General features: G+C 64.2%; 17 protein-coding genes. 7 read left to right on the top strand and 10 right to left on the bottom strand.

The features are described 5' to 3' along the window. Positions 1-168: 168 nt before the first annotated feature. Positions 169-309: a DUF1127 domain-containing protein gene (locus CK220_RS02635; RefSeq protein ID WP_067002031.1), complete on the bottom strand. Its 141-nt coding sequence runs from the start codon at positions 307-309 to the stop codon at positions 169-171. A gap of 296 nt (positions 310-605) precedes the next feature. Next, positions 606-1,616 carry an NAD(P)H-quinone oxidoreductase gene (locus CK220_RS02630; protein WP_095810274.1) on the bottom strand — a complete coding sequence of 337 codons (1,011 nt, stop codon included), beginning with the start codon at positions 1,614-1,616 and terminating at the stop codon, positions 606-608. Between the two features lie 109 nt (positions 1,617-1,725). Between CK220_RS02630 and CK220_RS02625 the strand changes: the two genes are divergently transcribed. The 3 genes from CK220_RS02625 to CK220_RS02615 are packed head-to-tail and all read left to right on the top strand — an operon-like array spanning position 1,726 to position 3,577. Next, positions 1,726-1,920, top strand: a complete 195-nt coding sequence (locus CK220_RS02625) for a DUF1192 domain-containing protein (RefSeq protein WP_095810032.1) — start codon at positions 1,726-1,728, stop codon at positions 1,918-1,920. Positions 1,921-1,926: 6 nt separating this feature from the next. Further along, entirely contained in the window at positions 1,927-3,270 is a 1,344-nt protein-coding gene (locus CK220_RS02620) for an MFS transporter (RefSeq protein ID WP_280952702.1), read from the top strand. A gap of 31 nt (positions 3,271-3,301) precedes the next feature. Then, entirely contained in the window at positions 3,302-3,577 is a 276-nt protein-coding gene (locus tag CK220_RS02615) for a metalloregulator ArsR/SmtB family transcription factor (RefSeq protein WP_067319326.1), read from the top strand. Between the two features lie 23 nt (positions 3,578-3,600). Here the strand turns inward: CK220_RS02615 and CK220_RS02610 are convergent, their stop codons facing one another. From CK220_RS02610 to CK220_RS02595, 4 genes are all read right to left on the bottom strand, one after another. Beyond that, positions 3,601-4,065: an SRPBCC family protein gene (locus CK220_RS02610; protein ID WP_095810030.1), complete on the bottom strand. Its 465-nt coding sequence runs from the start codon at positions 4,063-4,065 to the stop codon at positions 3,601-3,603. Positions 4,066-4,076: 11 nt separating this feature from the next. After that, entirely contained in the window at positions 4,077-4,412 is a 336-nt protein-coding gene (locus CK220_RS02605) for a metalloregulator ArsR/SmtB family transcription factor (protein WP_095810029.1), read from the bottom strand. 6 nt (positions 4,413-4,418) lie between these two features. After that, positions 4,419-5,075: a glutathione S-transferase family protein gene (locus tag CK220_RS02600; protein WP_095810028.1), complete on the bottom strand. Its 657-nt coding sequence runs from the start codon at positions 5,073-5,075 to the stop codon at positions 4,419-4,421. 92 nt (positions 5,076-5,167) lie between these two features. Continuing rightward, positions 5,168-5,992 (bottom strand): alpha/beta hydrolase, encoded by an 825-nt coding sequence (locus tag CK220_RS02595; RefSeq protein ID WP_095810273.1) that lies wholly within the window; start codon positions 5,990-5,992, stop codon positions 5,168-5,170. Positions 5,993-6,089: 97 nt separating this feature from the next. On the opposite strand from CK220_RS02595, the gene CK220_RS02590 reads away from it, so the two are divergent. Then, positions 6,090-6,608: a helix-turn-helix domain-containing protein gene (locus CK220_RS02590; protein WP_095810027.1), complete on the top strand. Its 519-nt coding sequence runs from the start codon at positions 6,090-6,092 to the stop codon at positions 6,606-6,608. Positions 6,609-6,641: 33 nt separating this feature from the next. Here CK220_RS02590 and CK220_RS02585 read toward each other — a convergent pair whose 3' ends face one another. The 3 genes from CK220_RS02585 to CK220_RS02575 all read right to left on the bottom strand — a co-directional run bounded on the left by CK220_RS02585 (position 6,642) and on the right by CK220_RS02575 (position 8,324). After that, positions 6,642-7,043 (bottom strand): hypothetical protein, encoded by a 402-nt coding sequence (locus CK220_RS02585; RefSeq protein WP_095810026.1) that lies wholly within the window; start codon positions 7,041-7,043, stop codon positions 6,642-6,644. A gap of 237 nt (positions 7,044-7,280) precedes the next feature. Then, the gene (gene rpmF, locus CK220_RS02580; protein WP_095810025.1) at positions 7,281-7,463 is read right to left on the bottom strand and encodes a 50S ribosomal protein L32; all 183 of its coding nucleotides are present in this window, start codon (positions 7,461-7,463) and stop codon (positions 7,281-7,283) included. A 153-nt stretch (positions 7,464-7,616) separates the two neighbouring features. Then, a complete protein-coding gene (locus tag CK220_RS02575; protein WP_095810272.1) occupies positions 7,617-8,324 on the bottom strand; it encodes a transglycosylase domain-containing protein in 708 nt (235 codons plus the stop codon). A gap of 129 nt (positions 8,325-8,453) precedes the next feature. On the opposite strand from CK220_RS02575, the gene CK220_RS02570 reads away from it, so the two are divergent. Beyond that, on the top strand, positions 8,454-9,371 hold the full coding sequence (locus CK220_RS02570) for a polyprenyl synthetase family protein (protein WP_095810024.1): 918 nt from the start codon (positions 8,454-8,456) through the stop codon (positions 9,369-9,371). A 37-nt stretch (positions 9,372-9,408) separates the two neighbouring features. Here the strand turns inward: CK220_RS02570 and CK220_RS02565 are convergent, their stop codons facing one another. Then, positions 9,409-10,332: an SMP-30/gluconolactonase/LRE family protein gene (locus CK220_RS02565; RefSeq protein WP_095810023.1), complete on the bottom strand. Its 924-nt coding sequence runs from the start codon at positions 10,330-10,332 to the stop codon at positions 9,409-9,411. A gap of 132 nt (positions 10,333-10,464) precedes the next feature. On the opposite strand from CK220_RS02565, the gene CK220_RS02560 reads away from it, so the two are divergent. Continuing rightward, the gene (locus CK220_RS02560) at positions 10,465-11,958 is read left to right on the top strand and encodes a sugar ABC transporter ATP-binding protein (RefSeq protein WP_095810022.1); all 1,494 of its coding nucleotides are present in this window, start codon (positions 10,465-10,467) and stop codon (positions 11,956-11,958) included. A 9-nt stretch (positions 11,959-11,967) separates the two neighbouring features. Beyond that, on the top strand, positions 11,968-13,050 hold the full coding sequence (locus CK220_RS02555; RefSeq protein WP_095810021.1) for an ABC transporter permease: 1,083 nt from the start codon (positions 11,968-11,970) through the stop codon (positions 13,048-13,050). Position 13,051: the final 1 nt, after the last annotated feature.

Here is a 13,051-nt window from a genome sequence, read left to right as displayed (position 1 = left end):
CGCTCCGTCACGATTTCGCAATGTTTTTGGGAGGGGAGCAGCTGGACCCAAAAAGACAAAACCCGCTGGACGGAGTCCAGCGGGTTCGGAACCGGAGACGAGCAAGCGTCTGCGACGGCTCTGGCTTCGAGACTGCGGCCCGGCCTTGCGGCCGGATCGCGTTTCAAATCAAAGAGCCTGGCGGGCGATACGCTCGATGTCGCCACGGTTGATGCCGAGGTCGTTCAGCTGGCGGGCGTTCAGCTTGTTCAGCTCACGCACGGTCTCGTTGTAGAGGCGCCAGTTGCGGAAAGCGCGGATCGGGTTCATTTCAGTCCTCCATTCGTGGAATCAGTTGTTCGTGCCGCGTAAATAGGCACCCTTGCTCACGAATTGAACGGACGCTTTTGCATGGCGGCAATGCATTTTGTGCATTGCAGCATTAAGCCTTTGTTGAGTCTGTCGTCAGGGATCCGAACGCCCAGGATGCGTCGAGGATTGAGGTCAGGCCGAGCCGAAAACGGTTGGGTCCGAGAACCGGAGCGGAGCGTATTTAAAGTACGTGAGCACCGGAAGCGAAGGACACAATTGTCTGCAGGCCGGCCTCACCTGAATATCGGCGCATCCTAGCCGACGTCGAGGACGATCTTGCCAATATGCTCGCCCTCTTCCATCCGCTCATGCGCCCGCCAGGCCTCCGTCAGTGGGAAGATCATGTCCATGACCGGAGCGACCTTGCGGGTGCCGAGCAACGGCCAGACCTGGGCCTCGAGCGCCACCGCGATGGCTGCCTTGAATTCGACAGTGCGCGGCCGAAGCGTCGAGCCGGTATGGACAAGGCGCTTGACCATGAGCTTTGCGAAGTCGGTGCTGGCGACAGCACCGGCCTGTACGGCGATCTGGACGATGCGTCCTTCGACCGCCGCGGCATCGTAGTTGCGCGCCACATAGTCGCCGCCCACCATATCGAGGATGACGTCGGCGCCGCGGCCGCCGGTTGCGTCCTTGACCTCGGCAACGAAGTCCTGCTGGCGATAATTGATCGCCCGGTCGGCGCCGAGCCTAAGACAGGCGTCGCACTTCTCCTTGCTGCCGGCCGTGGTGATGACATAGGCACCGAATGCCGAGGCGAGCTGTATGGCCGTGGTGCCGATGCCGGACGAGCCGCCATGGACAAGCAGCGTCTCGCCTTTCTTCAGCCCGCCGCGCTCGAACACGTTGTGCCAGACGGTGAAGTAGTTCTCCGGCACGGCGGCGGCCTCGGAATAGGTAAAGCCCGCCGGGATCGGCAGCACGCTGCCGGCGTGGACCTTGACATATTCGGCATAGCCGCCGCCCGGCGTCAGCGCGCAGACCCGGTCGCCGATGCGCCAGCGCGATATCTCGTCGCCGAGCGCCGCGATCTCACCGGCCGCCTCAAGACCGGGCAGGTCCGAGGCGCCAGGCGGCGGCGGGTAGGCGCCTTTGCGCTGCTGCACGTCGGGCCGGTTGACGCCGGCGGCATGGACGCGGATGAGGACCTCGCCGGGGCCGGGCGCGGGCACGTCGCGCGTCTCCGGCTTCAGCACCCTGGGACCCCCGGGCTGCGAGATTGCGATGGCCGTCATCTTTGCCGGAATCTTCTGTCCGCTTGCCATGTACTGTCCCGTCTCCTCATGCCGTTGACCGGCTGTTTGCATCGGCACCCTTGCCCTATGTATGCTCATTACCAAATCAGGCAAATGGTGAAACCAGGGAGGAGCGACGATGGCGATCTTCGACGACGAACCCAGGAAGAAGCCCCGCCCACACGAGATCGGACAGGATCTGTCGCTGCTGTCCGTCGATGATTTGGCCGAGCGCATTGCCCTGCTGCGCGAGGAGATCGCGAGGCTGGAAGCCGAGCGGGCCGCTAGGGGCGCCACCAAATCCGCCGCCGAGGCACTGTTTCGCCGCGGATAATCCTGGCTGCATCGCCGGCCGCCCCGCAAAAGCCTGAAAGCGACTGCCAGAGCTGTACTCTCAAACAGACCTGCGCTTCGAAATTACCAGCCGGATCAGCCTATGTTCGCAACCTACCGACCGATCCTCTCGCTGCTGCGCGGCACCGCGTTCCTGCTGGCGGCCTCCGGCCTGCATGGCCTGCTTTTGCCGCTGCGCGGCCAGGTTGAGGGGTTCTCGACCGCCTCGCTCGGCCTGATGGGCACGGCATGGGCCGGCGGCTTCGTCACTGGCTGTTTCTTCGCGCCGCGGCTGGTGCGCCGCGCCGGCCATGTCAGGGCGTTCGGCGCCTTCGCCGCCTCCGGCGCAATCATTGCGCTCCTCACCGGCCTCATCATCGACGAGTATTTCTGGATCCTGCTGCGCGCCTTCACCGGCTTCACCATGGCCGGCGCCTTCATGGTCATCGAAAGCTGGCTGAATGAGAAAGCCACCAACGAGAATCGCGGCACCGTCTTCGGCCTCTATATGATGGTCACCTATGCTTCGATCATGGGCGGCCAGATGATCGTCGCCGGCGGCGATGTGAAATCGGCCTCGCTGTTCATGATCACCGGCATCCTGTTCTGCCTGTCGCTCATTCCGACTGCGGTGTCGACCCAGTCGCATCCGAAGCCGCTGCAGGATGTCAAGCTCGACGTCAAAGGCCTCTACGCCAATTCGCCGGTGTCGGCAGTGGCCTGCCTTCTGATCGGCATAGCCAATGGCGCCTGGGGCACGCTCGGCGCAGTCTATGGCGCCCGCATCGGCATCTCTACCGCCGAGATCGCGCTGATGATGAGTCTGGTGGTCATCGCCGGCGCGGCCATGCAGCTCCCCGCGGGTCGGCTATCCGACACCACGGACCGCCGTTTCGTGCTGGCGGGCGCAGCTTTCGGCGCGGCACTGTTTGCCGTGCTGGTCTTTCTGGTCGAGCCGCGTTCCGGCGTTTTCGTCATCTTGCTGACGGCCGCCTACGGCGCCTTCGCCTACACGCTCTATTCGATCGCCGTGGCGCATGCCAACGACCACGCGCGGGCGGAGGATTTCGTCAAGGTTTCAGGCGGCCTGCTTTTGCTCTATGGCTTCGGCACCATGATCGGACCGCTGCTGGCCGCCGCTTTGATGGGCTGGCTGCGCCCCGAAGCGCTATTCCTTGCGACCGCGCTCGCGCACCTCTGCCTTGCCGGCTACACGCTGCTCCGCATCCGCGCCCGCGCGCCGGTTCCAATCGAGAACCGCGATGCCTTCAAGACGCAGCCGGCCGACCGCGCCGTCACCCCGGAAGCCTTGCGGCTCGACCCGCGCACAAAGGTTGAAACCGATGGTTGAGATTTGGAGAACTTTGCCCCACAAATAAGGCATGATGTTTTCCGACGCTTTCGTGGCGATAGCCGATCCCAACCGGCGCTATCTCTTGGAAGAGCTCCGGCGCGGTCCCAAGACGGTGAATGAGTTGGCGGCCGGTTTGCCGGTTTCGCGTCCGGCCGTTTCCCAGCATCTGAAAGTCCTGCTCGACGCCGGTCTGGTCAAAGCCAGGGCCGAGGGTACCAGACGCGTATACGCGGTCAGCACCGCCGGCTTCCTCAGGCTGAATGTCTGGCTGGATCAGTTCTGGGAACTCTCCCCTGGAGAGTGACCGCTGGCCACCAGCCGGAGGCCTCAGTTCGCTGCCTGCAGCGCCGCGCCAAGCGCGTCGAGCAGTTCGCCCGTTCCATGCTGGCGCGTGGCCGGCGAGTCGATGCCGTCGAAGAAGGCCCCTTGCTCCGTAAGAATCAGTCGCGTTCCCTTGCCTTCCGCGATGAGCTCGATCGTCGCAAGCGAAACCGAGACTCGGGTTTCGCCGAACAGCAGCTCATAGCTGTAGACGATGCGTTTGTTCGGTACGATGTCCTGGTAGACGGCGTTGAAGAAATGCATCTGCCCGTCGCTCGGGCAGCCGGCATTCACCTCCTTGCCGCCGACGCGAAAGTCCATTTCATGCCGGCTCGGCATCGGGTTGTCGGGATCGAAAAACCAGCACTTCTTGGCCGCTGGATCGCTGAGCGCGAAATAGACCCTTTCGGTCGGCGCCGGATAGAGGCGTTCGATGACGAAGGTGGAATGGACGACTGATCGTTCGGTCATGACGGGCCCCTTCAGGTTTGGTCGTTGATGTCCGTGAGAAAATCGCCGAGCCGGTCGAGCCGGCGTTCCCAGGCCAGTCGCCGCTCGTTGATCCAATGCTCGGCTGCCCGCAATGCGTTTGGCTCGATCCGGCAGGTGCGCACTCGGCCAAGCTTCTCGGTGCTCACCAACCCGCTCGTCTCGAGAACGGCGAGATGCTGGACGACGGCCGACAGCGACATCGCCAGCGGCTCGGCCAGCTGACTGACCGATGCCGGTCCGCGCGATAGGCGTTCCACCATCTGGCGCCGGGCGGGGTCGGCAAGCGCCTGGAACATCAGGTCGAGCTGGGGGGGATCGTGCAGCATCGAGGCCTAGCCATTATTGTAGGGGAAGAACTTGAAATAGGGCTGCGCCTCCTCGATCACGCGGGCGAAGCTCGGCCGCTCGAGCAGACGGTCGTGATAGCGTTTCACGGCGGGGAATTTGTCGCCGAACGGCTCGACCTTGTTGGCGTAAAACAGCGCCGGCGAGGCGGCGCAGTCGGCCATGGTGAAGTGGTCGCCGACCGCCCACGTTTTTGCCTGCATCTCCTGTTCCACGATGGCGTAGGAATTGCGCAGCTGCTCGCGCGCCTGCTCGACTCCGAACGGATCGGTCTTGTCTTGCGGCCGCAGCCGGTCGCCGACGATCTTCTGCATCGGCTCCTGCACGTAGAAGTCGTAGAAGCGGTCGGCCTGGCGCACCCTGATGGCAAGATCGATGTCGGCCGGAATGAGTTCGACCGGCCCGGGACAATAGGCGGCGAGATATTCGATGACGATGGTCGATTCCAGCACCGTGCGGTCCCGTGCGTCATCGCGCAGGGCCGGCATCTTGCCCGTCGGCGAAACCTTCAGGAAAGCCGCGCGCGACTGCGCATTGCCGAGATCGACGATCTCCGGCGCAAATGGCGTGTTGTTTTCGTAGAACGCGATCAGCGGCTTCCAGCAGAAGGAAGCGAGCGGATGGAAATACAGCGTCAGGGACATTTTTTCTCCTTATCGGCGGAGGTCGAAGGAATACTGAAGTGATCACTTAACTATTTTCGCAGATCGCCGGAGTCAACCCTGAGCCCCGCCGGCTAGCGATATGCGGCGATGGCTTCGAGCATTTGCGGCCAATCGTTCCGGTGCAGCTCGTGGCCGCCGCCTTCGATCCGCACCAGCCTGCCGCTGGGAACCGCGCCGGCAAGCGCCTCGCCATGCTCGATTGGGAAGAGCGGATCGGCAGTGCCGTGGATGACGAGCAGCGGCACGGTCAAATCGCTTATCCGCCGCCCTGGGCCGCCGCTCTTCAGCAGGAAGTGGTTGCCGGCGCTGGCGAGACCGCCGGACCGGTCGTAATCCTCCTCGATCATCGCGCGTATCCGTTCACTGTCGAACGGATGCAGGGTGCTGGCGATTGCGCGAGCGTCCCTGACCATGAAGTCGACCACCTGATGCCGGTCCGACCAATCGACATCGGCCCCTTCGGCGGAATGCTCTCGGTAGGCCTTGCTCGTCCCCGGCAAACCGGACGTATCGACACCGAGCGGCGAGCTGGAGATCACGGTGAGCGCGCTGACGCGTTCGGGATATTTCAGCGCCACGATCTGCGCGATGATGCCGCCCATCGACATGCCGACGACCTGCGCCTTGGCGATATTGTGGTCGTCGAGCACACGGGCGGCATCGTCGACCATGTCCTCGAATGTGTAGGGCGGCGCGCCCGGCGTATACTTGGTCGAGAGACCAGTGTCGCGATTGTCGTAGCGGATCACGAAACGGCCGCGCCCGGCAAGCGCCCGGCAGAAGGCTTCCGGCCACCAGAGCATCGAGGCCATGGCGCCCATGATCAGAAGGATCGCCGGGTCGGCCGGATCGCCGAAACTTTCCGAATGGATTTCAGGGCGTGGCAAGACAGTCATCCTCCTCTCCTCCATTTCCCGATCTGATTGCATTATGCAATCAGTTGCACGATAAGCAAGCTGATATCATAGTGCAACCGGTTTTTTGGAGACTGGCATGAACACCGAGCACCGCTCCGGCTGCCCGATCAATCTGTCGCTGGAAGTTTTCGGCGACCGCTGGAGCCTTATCATCCTGCGCGACATTATCTTCGGCGGCAGGCGTCATTTTCGGGAATTGCTCAACGGCTCGATCGAAGGCATTGCCTCCAACATCTTGGCCGATCGCCTGAAGCGACTGATGGAGCTCGGCCTCCTGACCAAGGCCGACGACCCCAGCCACAAGCAGAAGGCGATCTACAGCCTGACCGAGATGGCAATCACCCTTGTGCCGATCATGGCGCATCTCGGCGCCTGGGGCCGCGTCTGGCTGCCGGTCAGCGAGGAGCTGTCGATCCGCGCCGAGCTGCTCGAAAAAGGCGGCCCGCCGTTGTGGGATCAATTCATGGACGAATTGCGCCACGAACATCTTGGAGCGCCGGTGAAGACGCCCCCAGGCACGCCGACCGTCCGCCGGCAGCTGCAGACCGCCTATGAGGCGGTTGTCGCCCGCAAGCCTCAGGCCGCCGCAGGTTGACGGCGTTTTGGGCCGCGGGTCGCCGGGTGCATCCTAGTTTAAGTTGATATCCCGGCTTGCCGACCGCATCGACACGGAGAAGCCGGCCAGCACATCGAACAGCGCGATGATCATCAGCGTGAAGAACACCGAATGCGCGGCGCCCTTCACCAGCAGGAATTCGACCAGGAAGGCGATGAAGACCAGCGTCGACAACAGATGATCCAGGATCGAGGCATTGGTGGTGCGCACCGATTTCGATATCTCGACGAAGAGGAACATCAGCCCGATCAGCACCATCAGGTCGCCGAGCGTCATCGAGAAGACGCCGCCCGACATCATCCGGAACGAGAACATTTCGGTCATCCACGGATCATCGCCGCCGCCGAACAAGCCGAGCAGTCCGAGATTGTAGAGGACGAAGGGCACGATCAGCAGCGGGATGGCACCGAACATCTGGGCGTCTCCAATGAGGCACCTTTTGTAAAAGACGCGGCGGACACGCCGTCAAGGCTTTTCGGCGACAGCGCCGAACACGCTCTAAAACCTAATGAAATAAGGATGTCAGCCCGGTTGCCCGCTGCCTTTTCGGCGGCTCGTGCCCAGCCAGCGCGAGGACCTTCATCCGGTCGCCAAAAGCAAAAAGACCGGCCAGTGGCCGGTCCTTTGAAACGTCACAACCGCGGAAGCTTCTCAGCTTTCCTTCGGCTCCAGCACCTGGCGGCCGCGATACATGCCGGTCTTCAGGTCGATGTGATGCGGCCGGCGCATTTCGCCGGAATTCTTGTCCTCGACATAGGTCGGGCTCTTGAGGGCGTCGGCCGAGCGGCGCATGCCGCGCTTCGACGGAGAGGTTTTTCTTTTTGGAACGGCCACGGATATGCTCCACTACATGGTCAAAATGCCCCGGCAACCCTCGCGAAAGGGCCGCATCGAGGCCATAATCTGAGAAAGTCGGGTGCCTATACACGCCTTGCGCCGTTTTGGCCAGCACTGGCGCGAATTTTTTTGAGCCGGCGACGCTTCACCTTAGTCGAGGCAACCGACATAGGCGCCTGATCGCCCGGCGCGCCGCTCGATCAGATTGGCGAGCCGCCGCAACCCCGGCCCGGGCCTGGCCGGATTGCGCGCGATCGGATTGGGCAGGCTGACGGCGAGCAGCGCCGCCTGCCGGCGCGACAACTGCTTGGCCGAGACGCCGAAATGGTGTCGCGCGGCGGCCTCGATGCCGTAGATGCCCGGCCCCCACTCGGCAATGTTGAGATAGATCTCCATGATACGCCGCTTCGACATCACGGCGTCGAAATAGACGGCCAACGGCAGCTCGACCACCTTGCGCACGCTGCCCAGCGGCCGCGACCACAAGAACAGGTTTTTCACCGTCTGCATGGTGATGGTGGAGGCGCCGCGCGTCGCCTCGCCGGCCAGCGCATCGTCGACCACGCCGCGCAATTCGCCGAGATCGACGCCGCGATGGAAGCAGAACTGCCCGTCTTCCGACATGATCACCGAATGCATGAGCACCGGGGCCACATCGTCGATCGAAACCCAGCGCCGGTCGTAACCGGAGAAGGTGACAAGATCCTTCAGCATCAGCGTCGAAACCGGATGCACGAAGGGCGGCAGATAGAGAAAGGTGAGCACGACCGGCATCGCGGCCAGCACGATCGCCGCGACCAGGCAGCGCCGGCCAAGCCGCTTGAGACCGGCGCGGTTCAGGCGCCGCGGCCGTGCCATGTCCAGCCCTTCGCTTTCATGTTCGACGATCGGTTCCGTCAAGTCGCCCCACCCGCGCCACCCGCTACTTCGGCATAATGGCGCGAGGCTGCTTGCGCAACGTCTGAGTGTCGGCTACCGGTCCCGGCCATGATGAAAGACGACCGGATGGCCTTCGAATCCGCGCTTTTTTCGCGCGCCGCAGCAGTCGAGATCCTGCTGCGGCAGATCTTCGATGCGCCTCTGCTTTCCGGCGAAATCGCCCGGCCGGAACGCCTGATGGCGGCGATGCGCCATGGCGTGCTCAACGGCGGCAAGCGGCTCCGCCCTTTTCTGGTGATGGAAAGCGCGGCGCTGTTTTCGGCAGATGACGAGGCGGCGCTGCGCGTCGCCGCCGCGCTCGAATGCGTGCATTGCTATTCGCTGATCCATGACGATCTTCCTGCCATGGACGACGACGATCTGCGCCGCGGCCAGCCGACGGTGCACAAAGCTTTCGACGAGGCAACCGCGATCCTTGCCGGCGACGCGCTGCTGACTTTGGCCTTCGACATCATCGCCGACGAGGCGACCGCGTTGCGGGCCGAGCGGCGGGCCGGACTGGTGCTGGCGCTTGCCCGCGCCGCCGGAGCCGGCGGCATGGTCGGCGGCCAGACGCTCGACCTCGAGGCCGAGCGCAAGCGGCCGGACGAGGCCGGCATCATCCGTCTGCAGGCGATGAAGACGGGAGCCTTGATCCGCTTCGCTTGCGAGGCCGGCGCCATCGTCGCCGGCGCATCCGCCGCCGATCGTGAAAGGCTGGCGGAATTCGGCTCGGCGATCGGCCTCGCCTTCCAGCTTGCCGACGACCTGCTCGATCTCACCGCCGACGCAAAGCAGATGGGCAAGGCGACCAAGAAGGACGCCGCCGCCGGCAAGGCGACGCTTGCCGCGCTGCACGGCACCGACTGGGCGCGCGAGCAGCTCCACGGCCTGATCGACCAGGCGCATGCGCTGCTGGAGCCCTATGGCGAGCAGGCGGATTTGCTGAAGGCGGCGGCAACGTTTGTCGCCACGCGCAGCAGCTGAGACCGCAGCCGACGCCGCGGACCTCAGATCGCGGCTTTCACCCCCGCCCCGCCGCGTTCGCCACGACGAACGCCGCGTAGAGCGACTGCCGCGCCGTGATGAACAAGCGATTGCGCTTTGGACCGCCGAAAGTCAGGTTGGCTACGGTCTCCGGGATGCAAATCTTGCCGATCAGCGTGCCGTCTGGATCGAAGCAATGGACGCCGTCGCCGGCGCCAGCCCAGACGCGGCCGGTCGTGTCCACCCTGAACCCGTCGAACAGACCCGCCGTGCAGATGGTGAAAACGCCGAGTTCGCGCAGATTGTTGCCCTCGACAGCGAACTTGCGGATGTGCCTTGGCCCGTCCTTCTGATGCGTGACGCCTGTGTCGCCGACATAGAGGATCGTCTCGTCAGGGGAGAAGGCGAGGCCATTGGGTTTTGCCATCGTCGAGACAACTCGCGTTACCTCACCGGTTGCGGGATCGGCACAGTAGACGTGACAGCCGTCGATCTCTTGCTCGGCGCGGTCGCCCTCGTAGTCGGTGGCGATGCCGTAGGGCGGGTCGGAAAACCACACCGTGCCATCCGAGCGCACCACCACATCGTTGGGCGAGTTCAAGCGCCTGCCTTCGAAGCGGTCGGCGATCACCGTGATCGAGCCGTCATGCTCGGTGCGGGTGACGCGCCGCGTTTGATGCTCGCAGGTCACCAGCCGCCCCTGCAAATCGACGGTGTTGCCGTTGGCGTTGTTTGACGGCGAGCGGAAGACCGAGACCGCGCCGCTGGTGTCGTCGTAGCGCATGATGCGGTCATTCGGGATGTCGGAGAAAAGGAGATACCGGCCGGCCGCAAACCACGCAGGGCCCTCGAGCCAGCGCCCGCCCGTCCACAGCCGCTCGACCGCAACGTGACCGACGAAACACCCCTCGAACCGCTCGTCGAGAACTTCGAACCCGGCGCCTTCAATGTCTCCGAACATGGTACTTCTCCGCGAAAACCGGCTCATCGATAACCGGCGCGTTGAGCCATTTTCAAGACTTGACCTGCAAAAATGTTAGCGATAACATCGATCCAATTCAGTCGTCTGCTTGGCTTGGGAGGAGGCCGAAAAATGCGGCCCAGGCTTATCGAATTCATCGACATCTCCAAGCGCTTCGGCGGCACCCTGGCGCTGAAGTCGGTCTCGCTCGACATCCATGAGGGCGAGATCGTCGCCCTGCTCGGCGAGAACGGCGCCGGCAAGTCCACGCTCATCAAGACGCTCGCCGGCATTCACAAGCGCGACCAGGGCACGATCCGCTTTCGCGGCGAGGATTATCATCATCGCCCGCCCCGCCCCAATCAGCCGCAGAAGGTCGCCTTCATCCATCAGGACCTCGGCTTGATCGAATGGATGACGGTGGCCGAGAACGTCGGCATGGCCCAGGGCTTCTCGCGCCGCATCAGCCTGATCGACTGGCAAGACACCGAGCGCCGCGCCGAGCGCGCGCTGGCGCTGGTCGGCTGTGCCTTCGATCCGGCGACGCGAGTGCAGGACCTCTCCCGCACCGAAAAGTCTCTGGTGGCGATTGCCCGGGCTTTGGCCACCGAGGCCGACGTCTTGGTTCTCGACGAGCCGACGGCGAGCCTGCCGGCGGACGAGGTCGAGCGCCTGTTCGAGGCGCTGCGGCCGCTGCGCGAGCGCGGCGTCGGAATGATCTATGTCTCGCACCGGCTGGACGAGGTGTTCCGCATTGCCGACCGCGTCGCCGTCATGCGCGACGGCCGCATGGTCGCGGTCAAGCCGGTCGCCGAGACCACGCCGCAGGAACTGGTCGATCTCATCGTCGGCCGGCCGGCGCACCAGATGTTTGCCAAGTCGCATTGGCAGGACGGGCCGGAGCGGCTCAGGGTGGAAAATCTCACTTGCGGCAGTGTCGGTCCGGTTCGCTTCGAGGCACGGTCCGGCGAGTTGCTTGGCCTGGTCGGCCTGCGGGGCGCCGGCCAGGAAGCTGTCGGCCGCGCGCTGTTTGGTGCCGAAGCTTTCGACGGCTTGGTCTGGCTCGACGGGAAGCGCCTCGACCTGTCCTCGGTCCGCGCCGCTCTTGCCGCCGGCGTCGGACTGATTGCGCGCGACCGCACCGAGGAATCCGTGGCGCTGCCGCTCTCCGTGCGCGAGAACATGTATCTCAACCCCTCGGCCGTCGGTCGCGGGCTCTTCTCCTTCATGAAGCCGGCCCGGGAAAGCGAGTTGACGCGGGAGCTCGGCGCGCGGCTGGGGCTGCGGCCCAATGACCCGCATCTGCCGATCGAGGCGCTCTCCGGCGGCAACCAGCAGAAGGTGGTCGTCGGCCGCTGGCTGGCGACGGGCCGCAAGCTTTTGATAGCCGAGGATCCGACGGCGGGCGTCGATGTCGGCGCCAAGGCCGAGATCTACCGGCTGATCGCCGCCGCGGTTGAAGCCGGGCTGGCAGTGATCGTCGTCTCCACCGATTTCGAGGAAGTCGCCCATATCTGTCACCGCGCGCTCGTCTTCTCGCACAATCGCATCGTGCGCGAGCTTGCCGGCGATGCCTTGACGACGGCGGCGCTCATTCGCGCCGCTTCCGTGTCCGAACCCGCCTGAGGAGGATCCATGAACTCGATCAAATCGACCGCGCTGGAGCCGACCCGTTCGGAGCTCGCCGGGCTGAGCTACGGCCAGAAGGCGGCGCGCTATCTGCCGGTCTACGGCCTGCCGATCCTGACGCTGCTCCTGATCCTGCTCTTCTCGCTGCTCCTGCCGCGGACGTTCCCGACGCTGCTCAATTTGCGCTCGATCGTTTCCGACAAGGCGATCATCGCGCTCTTGTCGCTGGCGGCGATGATTCCGATGGCTTCGGGCCGCATCGACCTCACCGTCGGCTATGGCATCGTGCTCTGGCACATCCTCGCCATCAGCCTGCAAACCGCCTTCGGCGTGCCCTGGCCGCTCGCCGTGCTCATCGTCATCCTGCTCGGCGTGCTCACCGGCTTCATCAACGGCCTGCTGGTCGAGGTGGCGCGCATCGATTCCTTCATCGCCACGCTCGGCACCGGCACGGTGCTCTACGCTTTGGCAATGTGGTATACAGGCGGCCGCCAGGTCGTCGGCATGCTTCCCGAGGGCTTCCTCTCTCTTAACGGCACCATGCTGTTCGGCCTGCCGATCACCGGCTACTACGTCGTCGTGCTGGCGCTGGTGATGTGGCTGGTGCTCGAATACATGCCGCTCGGCCGCTACCTCTACGCCATCGGCGCCAATCCGAAGGCGGCCGCGCTCAACGGTATTCCTGTGCAGAAATTCGTCATGGGCGCATTCGTCGCCTCCGGCGCGCTCACCGCCTTGGGCGGCGTGCTGCTGGCCTCGAAACTCAGGATCGGCCAGGCCAGTGTTGGCCTCGAATACCTGCTGCCGGCCCTGGTCGGCGCATTCCTTGGATCGACCACCATCAAGCCGGGCCGCGTCAATGTCTGGGGCACGATCGTCGGCGTCGTCATCCTCGCCGTAGGCATTTCCGGCATCCAGCAGTTCGGCGGGTCGTTCTGGGTAGAGCCGCTGTTCAACGGCGTCACCCTGCTCGTCGCGATCGGCATTGCTGGCTACGCGCAGCGCCGCCGCGGCGCGGTGGTGCCGCCATCCGCGCCCACCACCCAACCAGCCACCAGCCAATTCAGAAATACAACCGACAACGCTTAAT

It is taken from the genome of Mesorhizobium sp. WSM3860, from assembly GCF_002294995.1.
GTDB lineage: Bacteria > Pseudomonadota > Alphaproteobacteria > Rhizobiales > Rhizobiaceae > Mesorhizobium.
Note: the sequence above shows the minus strand (reverse complement) of the source record. Positions and strands in the feature narration are given on the sequence as shown.